This is a genomic window from Negativicutes bacterium (assembly GCA_021372785.1).
GTDB lineage: Bacteria > Bacillota > JAAYKD01 > JAAYKD01 > JAAYKD01 > JAJFTT01.
In genome coordinates this window covers 1-18,349 of the sequence record JAJFTT010000058.1, presented here as the reverse complement: position 1 = coordinate 18,349, position 18,349 = coordinate 1, and the positions used below count along the sequence as shown (strand labels likewise).

The 18,349-nt window shown below is 53.8% G+C and carries 16 protein-coding genes; 14 read left to right on the top strand and 2 right to left on the bottom strand.

Translation table 11 applies throughout. The features are described from left to right. From LLG09_07570 to LLG09_07515, 12 genes are all read left to right on the top strand, one after another. The coding region (locus LLG09_07570; GenBank protein ID MCE5196970.1) for an N-acetylneuraminate synthase family protein at positions 1-597 on the top strand (597 nt) is incomplete at its 5' end. Beyond that, entirely contained in the window at positions 587-1,654 is a 1,068-nt protein-coding gene (aroB, locus tag LLG09_07565; GenBank protein ID MCE5196969.1) for a 3-dehydroquinate synthase, read from the top strand. The genes LLG09_07570 and aroB, both read left to right, overlap by 11 nt. Before the next feature lie 61 nt (positions 1,655-1,715). Then, positions 1,716-2,990 (top strand): 3-phosphoshikimate 1-carboxyvinyltransferase, encoded by a 1,275-nt coding sequence (aroA, locus tag LLG09_07560; protein MCE5196968.1) that lies wholly within the window; start codon positions 1,716-1,718, stop codon positions 2,988-2,990. Next, positions 2,980-4,107, top strand: a complete 1,128-nt coding sequence (aroC, locus tag LLG09_07555; protein MCE5196967.1) for a chorismate synthase — start codon at positions 2,980-2,982, stop codon at positions 4,105-4,107. The genes aroA and aroC overlap by 11 nt, the downstream gene beginning before the upstream one ends. Before the next feature lie 55 nt (positions 4,108-4,162). Beyond that, positions 4,163-5,842 carry a chorismate mutase gene (locus tag LLG09_07550; GenBank protein ID MCE5196966.1) on the top strand — a complete coding sequence of 560 codons (1,680 nt, stop codon included), beginning with the start codon at positions 4,163-4,165 and terminating at the stop codon, positions 5,840-5,842. After that, complete coding sequence (aroQ, locus tag LLG09_07545; GenBank protein ID MCE5196965.1) at positions 5,814-6,263, top strand: type II 3-dehydroquinate dehydratase; 450 nt, start codon at positions 5,814-5,816, stop codon at positions 6,261-6,263. The genes LLG09_07550 and aroQ overlap by 29 nt, the downstream gene beginning before the upstream one ends. Positions 6,264-6,344: 81 nt before the next feature. Next, on the top strand, positions 6,345-7,535 hold the full coding sequence (locus LLG09_07540) for a pyridoxal phosphate-dependent aminotransferase (protein MCE5196964.1): 1,191 nt from the start codon (positions 6,345-6,347) through the stop codon (positions 7,533-7,535). Continuing rightward, positions 7,528-8,043: a GNAT family N-acetyltransferase gene (locus LLG09_07535; GenBank protein ID MCE5196963.1), complete on the top strand. Its 516-nt coding sequence runs from the start codon at positions 7,528-7,530 to the stop codon at positions 8,041-8,043. The genes LLG09_07540 and LLG09_07535 overlap by 8 nt, the downstream gene beginning before the upstream one ends. 219 nt (positions 8,044-8,262) lie before the next feature. Further along, positions 8,263-9,405, top strand: a complete 1,143-nt coding sequence (locus LLG09_07530) for a hypothetical protein (GenBank protein ID MCE5196962.1) — start codon at positions 8,263-8,265, stop codon at positions 9,403-9,405. 2 nt (positions 9,406-9,407) lie between these two features. Beyond that, positions 9,408-11,927: a preprotein translocase subunit SecA gene (gene secA / locus LLG09_07525; protein MCE5196961.1), complete on the top strand. Its 2,520-nt coding sequence runs from the start codon at positions 9,408-9,410 to the stop codon at positions 11,925-11,927. Between the two features lie 55 nt (positions 11,928-11,982). Beyond that, positions 11,983-13,102, top strand: a protein-coding gene (gene prfB, locus LLG09_07520) for a peptide chain release factor 2 (GenBank protein ID MCE5196960.1) whose coding sequence is annotated in 2 segments (ribosomal slippage) — positions 11,983-12,051 and positions 12,053-13,102 — 1,119 coding nt in all. Because the reading frame shifts where the segments join, the coding sequence is not laid out codon by codon here. Positions 13,103-13,129: 27 nt separating this feature from the next. Further along, entirely contained in the window at positions 13,130-13,648 is a 519-nt protein-coding gene (locus LLG09_07515) for a hypothetical protein (protein ID MCE5196959.1), read from the top strand. 232 nt (positions 13,649-13,880) lie between these two features. On the opposite strand, the gene LLG09_07510 is transcribed toward LLG09_07515, so the two are convergent. Then, positions 13,881-14,444, bottom strand: coding sequence for a flavodoxin family protein (locus LLG09_07510; GenBank protein MCE5196958.1), 564 nt, complete (start codon positions 14,442-14,444; stop codon positions 13,881-13,883). 21 nt (positions 14,445-14,465) lie between these two features. Beyond that, the gene (locus LLG09_07505; protein MCE5196957.1) at positions 14,466-16,124 is read right to left on the bottom strand and encodes a M20/M25/M40 family metallo-hydrolase; all 1,659 of its coding nucleotides are present in this window, start codon (positions 16,122-16,124) and stop codon (positions 14,466-14,468) included. A gap of 174 nt (positions 16,125-16,298) precedes the next feature. Between LLG09_07505 and LLG09_07500 the strand changes: the two genes are divergently transcribed. After that, positions 16,299-16,445: a hypothetical protein gene (locus tag LLG09_07500; protein MCE5196956.1), complete on the top strand. Its 147-nt coding sequence runs from the start codon at positions 16,299-16,301 to the stop codon at positions 16,443-16,445. Positions 16,446-16,495: 50 nt separating this feature from the next. Continuing rightward, positions 16,496-18,181: a M14 family metallopeptidase gene (locus LLG09_07495; protein ID MCE5196955.1), complete on the top strand. Its 1,686-nt coding sequence runs from the start codon at positions 16,496-16,498 to the stop codon at positions 18,179-18,181. The last annotated feature ends 168 nt before the right edge of the window (positions 18,182-18,349 follow it).

Below are 18,349 nucleotides of genomic sequence, written 5' to 3'. Positions count from 1 at the left end.
AAAGGCATTGCCATGCTGGTGGCTGCCGGCAGGAAGCAGGGGTTACCGGTGGTCAGCGAGATCACGGCCGCTGAGCAAATTCCCCGCTTTGCAGCCGTGGATGTTCTGCAGGTCGGCGCACGCAATATGCAGAACTATGAGCTCCTGAAGGCGCTGGCAGCCTGCCGGCAGCCGATTTTACTCAAACGCGGTTGGAGTGCGACTCTGCAGGAATTGCTCTTCAGCGCCGAATATCTGCTGGCGGGCGGAAATCCAAACGTGATTTTATGTGAGCGCGGCATTCGGACCTATGATACGATCACGCGCAACACGCTTGATCTGGCGGCGGTTCCCTTACTGAAAAAGCTCAGTCATCTGCCTGTCATTGTGGATCCCAGTCACGGCACCGGCATCCGGAGTCTGATATTACCCATGTCTTTGGCGGCTGCCGCAGCCGGTGCGGATGGTTTGCTGCTGGAAATGCATCCGCATCCGGAACAGGCGCTGAGCGACGGCGAACAAAGCCTGAACACGGAAGAATTCCGTCAGCTGATGGCTGCGCTGACACAGCTGCGCAGTGCGACGGGGAAGCGCTCGGGGCTGGCAGATGATCAATAAAATCACCATCCAAACCAAACCAGCCTATCCGGTCTATATCGGTGACGGTTTATTGGCAGACTTACCGGCGTATCTGGGGCAATTACTTGCCGGCCGGCAGTTGATGCTGGTCTGTGATACAACGGTGAATTCGCTCTATGGCGATCGCGTGCTGCGGCAGCTGCGGACGGCCGGTTTTCGCTGTGAACGATTTGTCTTTTCGGCGGGAGAGAGCGCAAAATCCGCAGCGGTCTTATTGGCTTTACTCAATGCCATGGCCGCAGCGGAGCTGAACCGCCGTGACGCGCTGCTGGCTTTGGGCGGCGGCGTAACCGGTGATTTAGCGGGTCTGGCCGCCGCTCTCTACATGCGCGGTATCGACTATATCCAACTGCCTACCACTCTGCTGGCAGCGGTCGATTCCTCGGTAGGAGGCAAAACAGCAATTAATTTGCCGGCGGGCAAAAACTTGGTCGGCGCTTTTTGGCAGCCCAAAGCGGTTTTTTGTGATACCGATACCTTTGCCAGCCTACCCGCTGCCGTTTGGCGCGACGGTATGGCGGAAGTGATCAAAACCGCTTTGATAGCGGATGCGCCGCTTTTCCGGCTTTTGTCCGCCGAAAACCAGGCAGAGCAATGGCAGGAAATCATTTCCCGCTGCGTGGAAATCAAGGCGGAGATCGTCATGGCGGACGAGCGGGAAGCGGGGCGGCGGCAGCTGCTGAATTTTGGTCATACCATAGGGCATGCCATCGAAAGCTGCAGCAATTATACAATCGGTCATGGTCATGCGGTCGCTGCCGGTATGTGGCTGATCAGTAAAGCGGCGGTGCGGCAGAAAATCTGTGCGCCGGAGCTGCTTGCGGAATTGACCGACCTGCTGCGGCTGCAGCAACTGCCGCTGCGCTATCCTTATCCGGCGGCGCAATTGGCTGCCGCCGCTCTGCACGATAAAAAACGCAGCGGCGATCGTCTGAACTTGGTTTTACCGTTACAAATCGGACAATGCTGTTTCTATCAAATTGCCATGACGGAACTGGAAGCCTGGCTGCAGGCAGCCCTGGCGGAAAGTGAGTAGGACGGACAGGTTTTCGGTCTTTTCGTTTTTGGCGCAGTCATCAAAAAGCAGGAGGATTTCGATGGAGATACGAATCGAGCCGCACAGCCTGAGCGGCGAAGTGACGGCAATCCCTTCCAAATCCGCAGCGCACCGCTGTCTGATCGCGGCGGCGCTGGCGGACCGGCCAACTTCATTGCGTCTTGCCGGAAGCAATCGTGATTTGACAGCCACTTTACGCTGCCTGGCAAATCTCGGCGCTCAATTTGAACAAACGGAACCGGATGTTCTGCGTGTCACCCCGCTGCGGCAGAAACCGTCTGTCAGTCCGGTTGCGCTGCCCTGTCAGGAAAGCGGTACAACCCTGCGCTTTCTCCTGCCTTTGGCTGCGGCTTTGGGTGTAGCAGCTTATTTTTCGGGTGAAGGCAGGCTGCCGCAGCGTCCGCTGGCGGATCTGCGGCAGCAGATGAGCCGGCATGGCTGCGCTTTTAGCCAAGACTCGCTGCCCTTTACCCTGAGCGGACAGCTGCAGCCGGGTGAGTTTTCTCTGCCCGGCAACATCAGTTCACAGTATATCAGCGGATTATTGCTGGCGCTGCCTTTGCTGCCCCGGAACAGCCGCATCGAATTGACGACACCGCTCGAATCGGCCGGCTATGTTGACCTGACCATCGCCGTTTTGGCTCAATTCGGCGTGCGGATTCAACGCCTGCCGAAAGGGTATCAGATCACAGGCGGGCAAAGTTATCATTCTCCCGGCCGGATTGCAGTGGAAGGGGATTGGTCCAATGCGGCCTGCTGGCTGGTGGGCGGCGCTTGCAGCCAGACAGGAATTCACGTGCGTGGTTTGAATCTGGCTTCCGTGCAGGGAGATCGGGCGATTACAACGCTGCTGCAGTCTGCCGGCGTCAACTTGAGTCTTGAATCCGGCAGGGTGACGGCGCGGCGGGAAATGCTGCGGGCCTTCGCGGCCGATACGGCGCAAATCCCCGATCTGGTGCCGCTGCTGGCTGTGCTTGCCGCCGCCGCCAAGGGAGAGAGCCGCCTGCGGCAGGTCAGACGACTGCGCCTGAAAGAAAGCGATCGTCTGCAGGCAATCCTTGGGATGCTGGCCGCGCTGGGCGGCAGGGCTTTTTTAGAGGATGACGGTGATACGCTCTGTATTGTTGGCCGCGGATTTTTAGCGGGCGGTCTGGTCAATAGTTATGCGGACCACCGTATGGTGATGGCGGCGGCGATCGCGGCTTGTTTTTCACAAAATTGCGTAACGATTCAATCCGCGCAGGCGATCGAAAAATCTTATCCGGATTTCTTTCTGGATTATGCGGCGTTGGGAGGGAAATACGATGTCCTCTGAGTTTGGCAAGTTATTGCGCATCAGTATTTTTGGTCAGTCGCACGGCGCGGCGGTGGGGGTTGTGATGGATGGCTTACCGGCCGGGGAACGCATCGACTGGCAGGAGGTGCAGCATTTTCTGCGGCGCCGCTCGCCCGGACAAACAGAGCTGACTTCCGCCCGCAGCGAAAGCGATCTGCCTGAGATCCTCAGCGGAATGCTGGAACAGACTACCTGCGGAGCCCCTTTGTGTGCTGTCTTCCGCAATCAGGATGTCAAATCAGCGGATTATGAGCAATTCCGCCGCTATCCACGTCCTTCTCAGGCGGATTATCCCGCTTTTTTACGGTATCATGGTTTTCAGGATCTGCGGGGCGGCGGTCATTTTTCCGGCCGTCTGACGGCGCCGCTCTGCTTTGCCGGCGCGGTTGCTTTACAGATTCTGCAGCGGCACGGCATCACGATCGGCGGCCATATCGCCGCCATCGGCAATGCGGCGGATCAGCCGCTTCCCCCTGTGCTGGTGACGGCGGAGCAGTTGAGGCAGCTGCAGCAACAGCAGCTGCCGTTCTGTGATGCGGCAGCCGGCAGCGCCATGCTGCAGCAGGTTCGACAAGCCGCTGCAGCCGGAGATTCCGTCGGCGGTGTGATTGAAGCCGCGGCCGTCGGTCTGCCGGGCGGCTGGGGCAATCCGATGTTCGATGGGATCGAAAGCCGGCTGGGGGCGGTCTTGTTCGCGATCCCGGCCGTGCGCGGTGTGGAATTCGGCAGTGGATTTTCCGCGGCTAAAATGCGCGGTTCTGAACATAACGATCCCTGGCGCATGCAAGAGGGCAAGGTCGTGACCGCCGGCAATCATCACGGCGGCGTGCTTGGCGGTATTAGCACAGGTATGCCTCTCCTGGTTCGGGTTGCTTTTAAACCAACCGCGTCCATCGCGCGGCAGCAGCAAACGGTCGATCTGCAGACGGGAACGGATGCTGTTTTGACCATCTCCGGACGGCATGATCCCTGCATCGCCTTGCGGGCGACGCCTTGTGTGGAAGCGGTGCTGGCCGCAGTACTCCTGGATTATCTCTTGGCTGATCAGGGTCACCAAACGGAACGCGAAGGGTTTCTGCGGCAGGAGCTTCGCTGACAACGCGGCAGAGCGGGTTTGCTTCGCCTGCGGCAAAGCCAGAAGGGAGGGTAAAATGGATCTGGAAACTTATCGCAAACAACTGAACGAGATTGATGATGCGCTGACAGCGCTTTTCTGCCGGCGGATGGAAATTGTCGCTGCGATTGCCGCTTATAAACAAGCGAGGCAACTGCCTGTATTCGACCCCTCCCGGGAGGCCGGTGTGGTAGAGCGTCTGACCAAGGCGCAGGAGCCTGGCTGCGCAGCCGGGATTGCCGCGCTGTATGAAACGATTTTCCGTGTAAGCCGTGCTTATCAGCAAACACTGCGGCAGAAAAATCCTGAACCGGAATCCATACAGGCGCTGCCAAACCAAGCGGTAGAAGCACAGAAAGCAGCAGCGGAAGAGCATAGTCAACAGGCGGAAATGGCGAGGCCGCTAGCGGTGCCGGCCGGCAGAGAAGAACAATTGCCGCAGGCAGAGCAGCCATGCGCTGAAAGCAAGGCTCCCTTCGGCTTATTGGGTTGCCATCTGCAGCACAGTCATTCCCCGATGATCCACAGACAGCTGGCAGCGTATGGCTATCAGCTGTTTGACATCCCTCCCGCCCAATTGCGGGAATTCATGCAAACAGGAGAATTCCGCGGCTTGAATGTGACGATTCCCTATAAACAGAGCGTGATGGAATTTTGCCGGGAAGTGTCCCCGCTGGCGCAGAGAATCAATGCGGTGAATACCATTTATCGTCGGGAGGATGGCAGTCTCTACGGACATAATACCGATTATGCCGGTCTGGACTACTGTAAGCAGCAGGCTGGTATCCGCTTGCAGGGGCGCAAAGTGCTGATCTTAGGAACCGGCGCTACTTCCCGCACGGCACATGTACTGGCAGAGGATTCCGGCGCCGTTCGGATCCGTCATGTCTCCCGCAGCGGTCCCATCCACTATCAGAATTTAGCCGCGCAGCGGGATACCGAGGTGATCATCAATACGACACCGGTTGGTACCTTTCCCAATAACGGAGCCGGACTGCTGGATTTGCGTCAATTTCCCGATTGCCGGGGCGTGATTGATGTCATCTATAATCCTTTGGCAACCGACTTGCTTTTACAGGCGCGGCAGCTGGGGATTCCATCGACCAACGGGCTGCCGATGCTGGTGGCCCAAGCCAAAGCGGCAGCGGAATTATTCAGCCAATCGGCAATCAGCGAGCAGAAAATGGAGCAGATTCTGCGGCAGATGCAGCATAGCCTGAGCAATCTGATTCTGATCGGTATGCCCGGCTGCGGTAAAACCAGTGTTGGCCGTCTGCTGGCCGAAAAAATGCAGCGAACTTTTTTTGACAGTGATGAAAGGATCGAAGCAGAACAGGGAATGTCGGTGGCGCAACTGATTGCCGTCAAAGGGGAAGCGGAATTCCGCGATCTTGAAACCAATGTGATCGAGCGCCTGGGCAAGGTCAGCGGCTGCGTCATTGCCACCGGCGGCGGTTCCATCCTGCGGCAGCGGAACCGCAATGCCCTGCAGCAGAACGGATATCTTGTCTGGCTGCAGCGTGATTTAACGAAATTATGCCGGGAAGACCGACCGCTCTCCCTGAGCGAAGCCGCGCTGACGCAAATGTATGCGCATAGAGCACCGATTTACCGGGATACCGCTCAGGCTTTCGTAGATAACAATGGCAGCTTAACCGCTGCGGTCAATTTGACGAAGGAGTATTTTGATGCACATTTTAATCATCAACGGTCCTAATCTCAACCTATTGGGCCGTCGCGAACCGGAGATTTACGGCAGACAAACCTATGCCGATCTGCTCGCCTACATCCGGAATGTCTGCCTGGAAAACCAGGTCAGCGTCGAGTTTTATCAGTCCAATCACGAAGGGGACCTGATCGATGCCATCCAGCATGCCGAGGGATGCTGCGATGGCATTGTGATCAACCCAGGCGCTTATACACACACCAGCATTGCCATTTTGGATGCGCTGAAAGCGGTGGATTTGCCCGCGGTGGAAGTGCATCTGACGCAGCTGAGCCAACGGGAAGCGTTTCGGCAGGTTTCCTATGCCGGCATGGCTTGTGCGGCAAGCTTTCAGGGACTTGGTTTTGCCGGTTACCGGGAGGCGATTGTCTGGCTGCTGAAAAATGGCGGCGGCAAATCGTCAGGTTGGTAGGAATACGAAACGTACAAACGGGAGAAGAAGGGCCTTCCCGAACAGAAAATCAACAAGAACAGCCAGAAAGAAGGAATAACGATGCCGCAATTAAGCAAACGGGTCGCTACGTTCACCGATTCTGTGATCCGCAGAATTACTCGCATCAGTGATGAATGTGATGCAATCAATTTATCCCAGGGCTTTCCGGATTTTGGCCCGGCTCAGGCGATTAAAGCGGCTCTGGCCGCAACTGCCTTGACAGGTCCGCATCAATATTCCATCACTTTTGGCGCCAAAAATCTACGCGACGCCGTGGCAAAAAAACAAAGCGCGGCCATCGGCCGTGTCATCAATCCGGAAACAGAGATCGTCATCACCTGCGGCAGCACGGAAGCGATGATGGCTGCCATGCTGACGGTTTGTAATCCCGGCGATAAGGTGATCGTTTTTTCGCCGTTTTATGAAAATTACGCGGTCGATGCCATTCTCAGCGGCGCCGAACCGATTTACGTCGCTCTGACTCCGCCGGAATACTGTTTTGACCCGGAACAATTGGAGCAGGCCTTCCGTCAGAATGTCAAAGCGATCATTGTCTGCAATCCGTCCAATCCCTGCGGCAAGGTTTTTCGTCTGGAAGAGCTTTTGTTGATCGGACGGTTAGCGGAACAGTATGATGCTTTCATCATCACAGACGAGGTCTATGAACATATTGTCTATCAGCCTTTTCAGCATGTTTATCTTTCCGCTTTACCCGGAATGTTTGAACGAACGATCACCTGCAATTCCTTATCCAAGACCTATTCTATGACCGGGTGGCGGCTCGGTTACCTGATCGGACCGGAAACAGTGGTCGAAGCCGCCAAGAAGGTGCATGATTTCCTGACGGTCGGCGCTCCGGCTCCGCTGCAGGAGGCTGCCACGGTCGGCTTGAATTTCGGACCGGAATATTATCAGGAGTTACAGCGCATTTACACCGAAAAACGTGATTTTTTTAGCCGCGGTTTAGACCGTATCGGGCTGAAATATCATCTTCCACAGGGAACATATTTTATCCTGGTGGATATTGCCGATTTCCTGGCGCTGCCTCAATTTGCCGGTTGGACTGATTTGGCATTTTGCGAATGGATGATTCGAGAGATTGGCGTCGCGGCAGTCCCTGGTTCCAGCTTCTTTCAGGAACCGGTGAACCATTTGATCCGCTTGCATTTTGCCCGCGATTCAGAGGTTTTAGCGGAAGCTTTGCGGCGTCTGGCCAAACTCAGCGAGCTGCTCCAGCCTGAAAATGAGTAGCTTGCTTCCGGACAAAAGCGGTTGCGAACAACAGCCGGATGGCATCAGACAAAAGCCGGCGCCCGGCGTCCGGCGTTACCGGGCGTCCGATTGGCCGTATCTCACAGCGATTTATGATGCCGCCCGCCGGGATGAACTTCTGCGCTGCGGCCTTGGGAAGGGGTTCGTTCCCTTAGCGAACTGTTTTGAGACGGAGAAATTGTTTGCGGATGAAGTCTGGGTGATTACGGAAGCGAATCAACCGGTCGGTTTTGCCGCGACGGCGGAGCAAGAACTGACCTGGCTCTATATTCAGCCGCTGCATTATCGGCAAGGCCTGGCGCGGATCTTGCTGCTCTGGATCGTCAACCGAACCAAACGGCCTTTGCGGGTTTGTGTGCTGGCGGGGAATTATCCTGCCATTGCTCTCTATGAAAGTTTTCAGTTTCAATTCCGACGGGAAGTCAGGGGGATGCTGCCGTCCAACCCCCCTCTGCCTGCCGTTGGTTTGATATACGAATTATTTTAACGTGGTGTTTCCTGCTCTGGTGGTGTTTCCTGCTCTGTCAGGTGAAACAAAGCGGAGGATTGCAGGAAATGATGCAAACAGTGACGAATAAATAAAGTCAGTTATTTTTTCGCTTGGCAAAAAGGCAGGCAGACAGTAACGAAAACGACGCCAGGGCAACGCTGCCGGCATGGAAATCGGCGCCTTTCAAAGCAGCTTGAACACAAAGGAGAGATACAAATGAGTCAGCCTGTGACAGCCGTAATTTTCGAAGGCGGCGCGCCTACCAGCACAATAGAACTGCAAATGTTAGGGGTTCGTAAGGCAATTTGTCTGGATAATATCGAAAAATTAGTTCGGCATCCCGATTATGACCGGGTAATTTTAGCGACCAATTACCCCGATTTAGCGGCCGAAGCAAGCGCCCTGGGAGCCATCGTAGAAGATACAACCGAATGGCGGCCGTTCCATTACGGCAAAGCGCTGCAAAAAATTGTTGAGCAATATCAAATGGAGAAAGCGCTCTATTTCAGCGGTGCCAGCTCTCCCTTGCTGAGTTCTGCGGAATTTGGCAACATCGCTCAAGTTCTTTCTGAAAATGAACAGGTCGTTTATGTCAACAATGTGCAATCGGCTGATATTGTCGGTTGGTGTCCCGCCAAGTGCCTGTTGACGATGGAACCTCCTGAAATGGATAACGCACTCGGCTATCAGCTGCGCCGGCAGGCGCATTTGCCCAGATTATTAATGCCGCATTCTTCCGGTATCCATTTTGATCTCGACACACCGACAGAAATATTATTTTTGAAATTGATGCCGGAAATCAGCCCGCGCATCCGAGCCGCTGTAGACGTTTTGGATTGGAACACGAAAACCCTGGAAGCAGCCTGGAATGTTTTGCGGCAAAAGGAATATATCCCTTCGGTTTGGATGTCCGGCCGCATCGGCGCTCCAATGATTGAGCATATCAATACCCATATTCAAGCTCGTCTGCGCATTGTCTCCGAAGAACGCGGCATGAAAGCGATGAATCTGGAAGCGGAAGGCAAAGTCTGTTCTTTTGTGGCGGCGTTTATTCAGGCAGCAGGCTGCCAGGCTTTTTTTGATTGGGTCAGCTGTCATTCCGATGTTGCTTTTATCGACACCAGAGTTATTTTTGCCCATATGAAAATCAAAGCCAGCGAGCATGATCGCTTCAACTCCGATTTGGGCAACTGGCAGATCATCCGGGACCCTTTCATTCGGGAATTTACCAAGGCAGCTGTGACAGCAAAAATACCGATCATGTTGGGGGGACATACCCTGATTTTAGGCGGCCTTTGGGCAATGGTCGATGATATTCGGGAAAAACGCGCCTTACAACGTGGAGGGAAAGAGGTATAAGCATGTTTGGATTTGTAAAAAAGCTGTTTGGGGATCCCAATCAAAAGGAAATTGATAAACTGACCCCGATTCTGCAAAAAGTGAATGAACTGGAAGCTGCGATGCATGCTTTGCCGGATGCGGCGTTAGCGGCAAAAACCGGAGAATACAAAGCCCGTTTAGCAGCCGGCGAGACCCTGGATCAACTCCTGCCGGAGGCTTTTGCGACGGTCCGGGAAGCAGGCATCCGCACGATCGGCCAGCGCGCTTATGATACGCAGATTTTGGTCGGCATTGTTCTGCACCAGGGACGCATCGCTGAAATGAAAACCGGTGAGGGTAAGACGCTCGCTCTGGTTTTTCCGGCTTATCTCAACGCGCTGACCGGCAAGGGTGTGCATATTGTGACAGTCAACGAATATCTGGCCAAACGCGACTGCGAATGGATGGGTAAAATCCATCGCTTTTTAGGTTTGCAGGTAGACGTCCTGTTTCATGACCTCGATTATATCAATCGCCGCAAAGCATATGCCGCCGATATTACCTATGGCACCAACAGCGAATTTGGCTTTGACTATCTGCGGGATAACATGGTGGTTTATCAGCAAAACATGGTGCAGCGGCCGTTGAATTATGCCATCGTTGATGAAGTGGACAGTATTTTAATCGATGAGGCACGTACTCCGCTGATTATCAGCGGCCAGGGCGATAAGTCGACCGATCTGTATAGCAAATTCGCTCAGATCGCCGCGCGCTTAAAAAAAGAAGAAGATTATACCGTCGATGAGAAAGCCAGAACGGTTTCTACCACCGAAAGCTGTGTCACAAAGGTTGAGAGTTTACTGGGCATCGAGAATCTGATGGCTCCGGAAAACAGCGAACTCTACCATTTTTTGGTTAACGCCATCAAAGCGAAAGCCTTGATGCAGCTGGATGTCAATTATGTGGTGAACAACGGTAAAGTCATCATCGTGGATGAATTTACCGGCCGTATGATGTTTGGCCGCCGTTTCAGCGACGGCCTGCATCAGGCAATCGAGGCAAAGGAAGGCGTTACCGTAGAACGGGAAAATCAGACGCTGGCAACCATCACCATTCAAAATTATTTCCGTATGTATAAAAAACTTTCCGGCACGACCGGCACGGCGGAGACGGAAGAAGGCGAGTTCCGCGCCATCTATAAGATGGATGTGGTAGTCATCCCCACCAATCGCCCGATGATCCGCATCGATTTACCCGACGTCGTTTATAAAACCGAACAGGCGAAGTTCAATGCGGTGGTAGAGGATATCATCGAGCGTCACAGCAAAGGTCAGCCTGTCTTGGTCGGCACGATTTCGATTGAAAAATCGGAATATTTATCGAAAATGCTGAACCGCAGAGGGATCCCGCATCAGGTCCTGAATGCTAAATTCCATGAAAAAGAAGCGGAAATCGTAGCGCAAGCCGGGCAAAAGGGCATGGTCACCATCGCCACCAACATGGCCGGACGCGGCACGGACATTGTGCTGGGAGAAGGCGTCGTTGCTTTGGGCGGACTGCATATTCTTGGCACCGAACGGCACGAATCGCGCCGTATTGATAACCAATTGCGCGGCCGGTCCGGCCGTCAGGGTGACCCCGGTTCCAGTCAGTTTTATATTTCCCTGGAAGATGATCTGATGCGTCTCTTCGGCGGTGATCGGGTTTCGGCCTTGATGGACAGCCTGAAGGTGGAAGATGATATTCCCATCGAGCACAGTATCCTCAGCAAAGCCATCGAAAATGCGCAGCGTAAAGTGGAGGCACGCAACTTCGATATCCGTAAACACGTGCTCGAATACGATGATGTGATGAATAAGCAGCGTGAAATCATCTATAGTCAGCGGCGTCAGGTCCTGGAAGGCGGCAGTCTGAAAGCCGAAATCCTGGGTATGGTACGCAGCACATTAGAAGAACGTTTGGAAACATTCTGCAGTGAGCATATCAAACCGGCGGAATGGGACAGGGAAGGGATGCTGAAATCGATGCAGGAGCTGCTGCCTCAGGCGAGTGAAGAAAACCTGGCGGCAGCCTTGCAGGCGAACGACCGCGCGCTGATTCTGAACACTTTACAGGAAATCGCCGAACAGGAATATGAGAAACGGGAAACCGAATTCACTCCGGAAATCATGCGCCAACTGGAACAGATGCTGATGCTGCGCACCGTGGATACCAAATGGATGAAGCATCTGGAAGATATGACGGAACTGCGCACCGGGATCGGTCTGCGCGCTTATGCGCAGCAGGATCCTCTGCAGGCGTATCAGGTAGAAGGGTATGAGATGTTCAGTGAGATGATTCATAATATCCAAAATGATGTGGTCCGTCAGATGTATCTGGTGCAGATTCAAGTGCGCAAGGAACCGATCCAACGGGAGCAAGTGGCAAAACCAATCGATCCGGCGCTGATGTCGGCTGGCAGCAAACGGATGCCGGTTCAGAATTCCAAGAAAAAAATCGGCAGAAATGATCCCTGTCCCTGCGGCAGCGGAAAAAAATATAAACAGTGCTGCGGCAAATAAAAAAAGGCTTCGATCAGGCAGAATCTTCTTACGACTTGAAAGGTGTTGATGACTGGTGTTGGATGATATCAAGCACGATTTAGCCGACATTCCTCCCCGATTGACCGAACTGCGGAGGTCTCTTTGACTACGATCAAAAGATCGTCTATCTGGAGCGGTTGCAGACGGAAATTGCCAGAGAGGATCTCTGGAACACGCCGGAAACTGCTCAGAAATTAATCGCCGAAAGCAATCGTATCAAAAATCAGGTCAGCAGCTTTGAAACCCTGCAGGCGGATTTGCAAAATTTAAACGAATTGCTGCAGCTGCTGGAAGAGCAAAACGATGCCGAGCTGGAAAAAGAACTTCTGACCGGTTATCGGCAGTTATCCGCCGCTTTGGAAAAATTGGAGCTCTCCACACTGCTGTCCGACCCGCTGGATATTTCCAACGCCATCCTGACCATCCACCCCGGCGCAGGCGGAACCGAATCGCAGGACTGGGCGGAAATGCTGATGCGGATGTATACGCGTTATGCCGAGGATCACGGTTATAAAGTGGAAATTGCCGATTATCAAAACGGCGACGAAGCCGGCTTAAAGAGCACCACTTTTTTCGTGCGGGGTGAAAATGCCTATGGCTATTTAAAATCGGAAAACGGCGTGCATCGGCTGGTCCGAATTTCTCCTTTTGATACCTCGGGACGTCGGCACACTTCGTTTGCGGCGGTGGAAGTTCTGCCCGAGATCGATGATGCCATTGAAGTCAATTTAAAACCGGATGAAATGAAAATCGACACCTACCGTTCCGGCGGTGCCGGCGGTCAGAATGTCAATAAGGTCGAGACCGCGATCCGGATCACGCATTTGCCCACCGGTATTGTCGTTACCTGCCAAAATGAACGCTCGCAGCATGCCAACCGTCAGACCGCGCTGCGCATTTTGAAAGCAAAGCTTTATGAGCGGGAGCGGCGGTCGCGGGAAGCGGAGGCGATGCAGGCAAGAGACGGAAAATCCGGAATTGCCTGGGGCAGTCAGATTCGTTCCTATGTCTTGCAACCCTACAGTTTGGTCAAGGATCATCGGACCGGTCTGGAAAGCGGCAATACCCAAGCCATTTTGAACGGAGAACTGGATGCTTTGATCCATGCTTACTTACGTTGTTTGGCGACCGGTCAATGGTTGGTGAAAGAATAAAAAACCGGGTTTCGGGAGGAAAAGACGATGAGTAGAAAAAGATGGCCTTCCCTGATCATTCTGTTCTGCGGTCTGCTCTTATGTCTGCAGCCGCTGCGGACCAGTCAGGCCAGTGTGGGGGAAGCCGGCAGCGACAGCGATCCTCTGATCACACTCAGTTATCTGCAGTCCAGACTCGTGACGTTCAAAGAGGAAATTCAGGTCATGGTCGGCGAGCAGATTCAGACAGCGCTGGCTGCCTTACCCGCTGATTCTGACGATCCGCTTGCGGCGGCAAAATGGGAAATCTTAGAGCTGTCGCCGGGGGCTCGCCTGATCGGATCGGAAGGTACGGAAATGATTCTCCGTGCCGGCGAGGCGTTGGCCATCGGCAATGCGGAAAATGCCGGGGTAGCCGATCTCACCGCCGGCAGCGACTTAAAGACCGGTGACGCCGTCTTGTGCAACCATCACTTGCTGATTCCCCGTACGGATGGCCGCGGACTGAATATACGTTTTTTTTCCTATGTGATGGTGAAAGGCGCTTATACCATCACAACCAATTGATACAAAAGAAGAAACCCATGTTTCGCTGATTTTTGAACAGCTTCGCCAAAAAGGGCCGGGCCGCAGTCTCTTGCAGCATCGGATGCAGCTGGTCAATGCCGAAGGAAACCGGCCGGTCGTCGGCTGCGGGTATTCTAATCAGCTCAGCCGTTCACGCTTGCTGAGCGTGCTCTTCTGAGGGATCGGGCACAACCAAAAAAGGCTCCGCCGCGTTTTCGGCAGAGCCTTTTTTCTATTGGATTTTTTTCAGCAGCCAGGCCATGTTTTCTCCCAAACGTTCAAAAGTGCGGATCCCCTCCGCGTCTTTTTGCACATCACCGGCGGCGGAGGCCAGCGTCATGTTCCAATAACTGGAAGTCGGGATGATCATTTGCTTGATGCCAAAGAAAAAGTTGATCGCGGCATAAGTGAAATTGGAGCCGGCACGACGGCCTGCCACGACAGAGGCGCCGACCTTATTGCGTAAGTTGCTGCCGGTGGTGAAACCGACGCGGTCGATAAAAGCTTTTACTTCCGGCGTCACGTTGCCAAAGAAAACAGGCGAACCGATGATAATGCCATCGGCTGCCAGACATTTTTGAATGTAGCTGTTCATCGGATCGTTTTCAATCACGCAATGCGGCGTATCCGAATTGCGGCAGGCGCCGCAGGCGGTGCAGCCGGAAAGAACTTGTCCGCCCAGTTGAATCAACTCCGTTTCGATTCCTTCCTTTTCCAATTGAGCCAGAACAATTTGAATGCTTTGCGCCGTGTTGCCGTTGCGGCGGGGAGAGCCGTTAAAAGCGATGACTTTCATTTGAACCTCCTCTCAGGTTTTCTAGTGCTTTGTTTGTTGAAAGAATGACTGAATCGTTTTTTGAATTAAAACCGGGGTCACGCAAAAACTATAGTCGGCATCAATCCGTTCCAGGTATTGGTGCGCATCTTTGCCGTAGGCACCGATGTTGACGACCGGCATGGAGAGGCGGCCGATCCGCTCAAAATCGGTGCGCTGTTTTTCGAAATAAGCAGGGTAATTGTCGGTATAGGCAGAGAGTTCCGCAGCACTGTCGGAAAGGCTGAGGAAGCTGGCATCAGAAATGTAGGGGTAAAAGAAACGTTTCTCCAGATGATACGGTTGTAAAAGTTCACTGCTATCGGCGACTGCCGACTCAACGGCCTGGATCAGGCGTCTGTCTTTGGGCCGGTTGTTGTCCAGCTGGATGCTAGGGTAATAAACGCTGCCAAAGAAAACAACGATGGCCGGCCGCTGATCCTGCTGCCATTGCCAGACAAATTGCACCATGGCGGTATTGTATTCCCGTAAATCTTTCGAAGTTTGTGCCAGCTGCCGCGCATATTGCCGCAAGGCGCTGTGAAAGGTCTCGCCGTGCAGCAGAGCGGCGTTGTCCACCATAGCTTTGTAGGTCAGCACGCGTGGCTGCCACGGTAATTTCTGCTGCGGCAACCCGCTGCGGCTGCAGTAGACGTCGTAACGCGACTGCAGTGTCTGCAGCGCCGCCTGAAAGGAAGATGCGGCAGCGTCGCACATCCGGTTTAATACGGTTTCCGGCGACCAATGCTGCACCGCCAGATTGAAGTAAACCAGGGAGCTGATGTTCGTCTGCACGGTATAGAACAGCTTGAAATCGGTTTGCTTTAAGGTGACGGGGGGCATGGTCAGTTCGTTTTGCACCATGTCACAAAAATCGGGGTGATAACTGATCTGTTCGACTAAATGCGCAGCCAGAAAATTGGGGTCAAGACCGCCAAAAGGATCTCCCACATGCGTTTCTTTGCCGACCACATAGAACGCCGGCAATTGTTTCCCGACTGTGCCGTAGTAGAGATAGCGCGCCTGATCGTACTGGTAACGCGGGGCGGTGTAATCGGCGTTGATCGCTCCCTGCAGGCTCAGCTTATGTTCACGGCAAAGTTCTTCCAGAAGCGGCAAAGCGGAAAGCACACCGTGAGAATTATCTTCTTCATCACATTCGGCCAGGAAGAGCAGATTGCCCTGAAAAGCAGCCGCGTTTTCCGCCGCCTGCCTGACCGCCAGCATTTGAGCGGCCAGGCCGCTTTTCATATCCAGGATACCCCGGCCCAACAGCCAATTGTCGGCATGAATTTCCGCTGTGACGGCATCCGGCAGGTTGGCTGTCTCAATTTGCTCTTTCAATTGATCCGGTGTAAAGGCCCACCGGGCTAATTTATGATAATCCTCAACACCAACCGTATCCAGATGACCCAGCAGCAGCAAGGTGTCGCTCTGCGGGGCGGCTTCGCCTTTCACCAAAGCGATGACATTAAAACGTAAAAGATCATCCTCTGCGGTTGGCTGCAGGATCAACTGCTGCGGATGCGCTTTGAAATAAGCCAGAGCGGCAAAAAAACCAAAAACCTGCCGGGCCAGATCCGCTTCGCCGGCGGTGCCCACAATGCTGGCGCAGCCGACCAATTCACGAACCAGCGATTCTGTTTCCTGACGAAGACTCAAAATATAACACCTCGTTCCGCTTGAATTTCAGCTGCCTTCAATATAGCAAAAAGAGCGGCAAAATGCAATCTTATTTCTGACGTCCGTTCAATCAGGCAGGAAGCCGGACTCCTTATGAGGAATATTGCAATTATTGTGCCGACCGGAGCCGAACGCTAGGAAGGAAGAAATCGTGTGAAATTGAGTTTCAGCGCAGCCGCACCGCATGAACGGCAACTGAGGCGGATGACAGTCGGCGACTCTCTGCCAAACGCAGGCGACAGACTGCCGGTGAGGATCAATTTGCGGCGGAAATATTTTCTCATGGGGCAGGAAGAATAAATATACATAGAGAAGTATAATTATTAATCTCGACTAAAGGAGGAAAAGGTATGTTGAAATTGAAGTATGATCATTATTATGCTTATGACGAATTGACGGCTGCACTGCGGCAATTGCAGGCCGGCTACCCCAAATTGGCAAATTTACTCTCCATTGGGCAATCACCGCAAGGCAGGCAGCAGTGGCTGATGGAGATCACAGATCCCGCGACAGGCGCGGCGGCCGATAAACCGGCTTATTATATTGACGGCAATCATCATGCCGGCGAAGTCACCGGCGCGATGGTAGCGCTTTATACCATCGACTATCTGCTCAGCGAAGCTGCGACGAACCCTGCCGTGCAAAGTCTGCTGCAGCGTTATACGTTCTATATCCTGCCGCGTGTCTCCCCGGATGGCGCGGAAGTATATTTAACAACCCCGGATACCCTGCGTTCCGTGCCCAGAATGTACCCGGAACCGGAGATCCTGCCTGGTTTGCTGGCTCAGGATATCGACGGCAACGGGGAAATTCTGCTGATGCGGGTCAGGAGTAAAAGCGGTGAATGGAAGGCCGCCGAGACTGACGACCGGTTGATGTTGAAGCGGCTGCCGGATGAGGAAGATGGCGTTTTTTACCGAATCTTCAGCGAAGGCATCTTACAGCAATACAACGGCGGCGAAATCGAAGCGGCTCCGGCCAAATGGGGAATGGACCTCAACCGCAATTATCCCTGCCAATGGGGAGTGGAAGCCAAACAAGCCGGTGCCGGGGCCTATCCGCTTTCGGAACCGGAAACGCATCATGTTGCCGATTTTGTTTTAGCGCATCCCAATATCGGCAGTGCTTCCACCTTACATACCACCGGCGGTGTGATTCTCAGACCGCCGGGGATCAAACCGGAAAAACAGGCGCCGAAATTGGATGTCTCTCTCTTGAAGGCCATCGGCGAAATGGCGACCGCAGAAACCGGCTACCCCTGCATCAATATTTACGATGAATTCTTCTCCGATCCGTCCACTTTTTCCAGCGGCGCTTTTGATGACTGGCTCTATGGTCATCTCGGTATCCCCGCCTATACCATTGAACTGTGGGATTTGGCCAATCGTGCCGGAGTAAAAGATATCTGGCCCCGCCGTGACAAGACCGATAAAGTGTTAGGAGAAGATTTTGCTAAGATTCTGGCCTGGAATGATGAAGTGCTGGCAGGCAAAGGCTTCGTCAATTGGACTAAATTTCAGCATCCGCAGCTGGGTGAAGTGGAAATCGGCGGTTTCCATACAAAAACAGTTGTGCAAAATTGTCCGTCACAATTTCTGCCGGAGGAATGCGCCAAGGTCAGCCGTTTTATGCTGCGCCATGCCCGGACCTTGCCGCGTTTGACTGCGGAAGAAGCAAAAGCGGAGAAGATCGACCACAATTCCTGGAAAGTCAGTTTATTGGTTTGCAATATCGGCTATCTGCCGACTCATCTGACCCAGGAAGCGCTCAATTTGCAGGCGGCGAAGGAAGTCACAGTCGAACTGAGCGGTGCGAAGATCGTCGACGGCACACCGGCCAAACGTAAAATCGGTCATCTGGCCGGCCGTGCCGGCCGCAGCGGTAAATTTGAAAACGGCGCTTTCCGCAGCGGGCACGATGAAATCAGCCAAAAGCAGGTGAGTTGGCTGGTGCAGGGTTCAGCCGGTGACCTGGTAACCATTCTGATCCAAAGTCAAAAAGCAGGCAAACTGCAGGTCCGGCTGAACTTGGCTTAACAAGATCAGCCTCGGCTCGGTTTTTTAGCCGAATCGCTGCGCCGAATCGCTGCGCCGAATCGCTGCGCCGAATCGCTGCGCCGAATCGCTGCGCCGAATCGCTGCGCCGAATCGCTGCGCCGAATCGCTGCGCCGAATCGCTGCGCCGAATCGCTGCGCCGAATCGCT

Excerpts from the sequence above, each read along its gene's own strand:
- LLG09_07535 (MCE5196963.1), top strand. The coding sequence starts at position 7,528 with ATGAGTAGCTTGCTTCCGGACAAAAGCGGTTGCGAACAACAGCCGGAT.
- secA (MCE5196961.1), top strand. The coding sequence starts at position 9,408 with ATGTTTGGATTTGTAAAAAAGCTGTTTGGGGATCCCAATCAAAAGGAA.
- LLG09_07530 (MCE5196962.1), top strand. The coding sequence starts at position 8,263 with ATGAGTCAGCCTGTGACAGCCGTAATTTTCGAAGGCGGCGCGCCTACC.
- LLG09_07510 (MCE5196958.1), bottom strand. The coding sequence starts at position 14,444 with ATGAAAGTCATCGCTTTTAACGGCTCTCCCCGCCGCAACGGCAACACG.
- LLG09_07540 (MCE5196964.1), top strand. The coding sequence starts at position 6,345 with ATGCCGCAATTAAGCAAACGGGTCGCTACGTTCACCGATTCTGTGATC.
- aroA (MCE5196968.1), top strand. The coding sequence starts at position 1,716 with ATGGAGATACGAATCGAGCCGCACAGCCTGAGCGGCGAAGTGACGGCA.
- aroC (MCE5196967.1), top strand. The coding sequence starts at position 2,980 with ATGTCCTCTGAGTTTGGCAAGTTATTGCGCATCAGTATTTTTGGTCAG.
- LLG09_07515 (MCE5196959.1), top strand. The coding sequence starts at position 13,130 with ATGAGTAGAAAAAGATGGCCTTCCCTGATCATTCTGTTCTGCGGTCTG.
- aroB (MCE5196969.1), top strand. The coding sequence starts at position 587 with ATGATCAATAAAATCACCATCCAAACCAAACCAGCCTATCCGGTCTAT.
- LLG09_07550 (MCE5196966.1), top strand. The coding sequence starts at position 4,163 with ATGGATCTGGAAACTTATCGCAAACAACTGAACGAGATTGATGATGCG.
- LLG09_07495 (MCE5196955.1), top strand. The coding sequence starts at position 16,496 with ATGTTGAAATTGAAGTATGATCATTATTATGCTTATGACGAATTGACG.
- aroQ (MCE5196965.1), top strand. The coding sequence starts at position 5,814 with ATGCACATTTTAATCATCAACGGTCCTAATCTCAACCTATTGGGCCGT.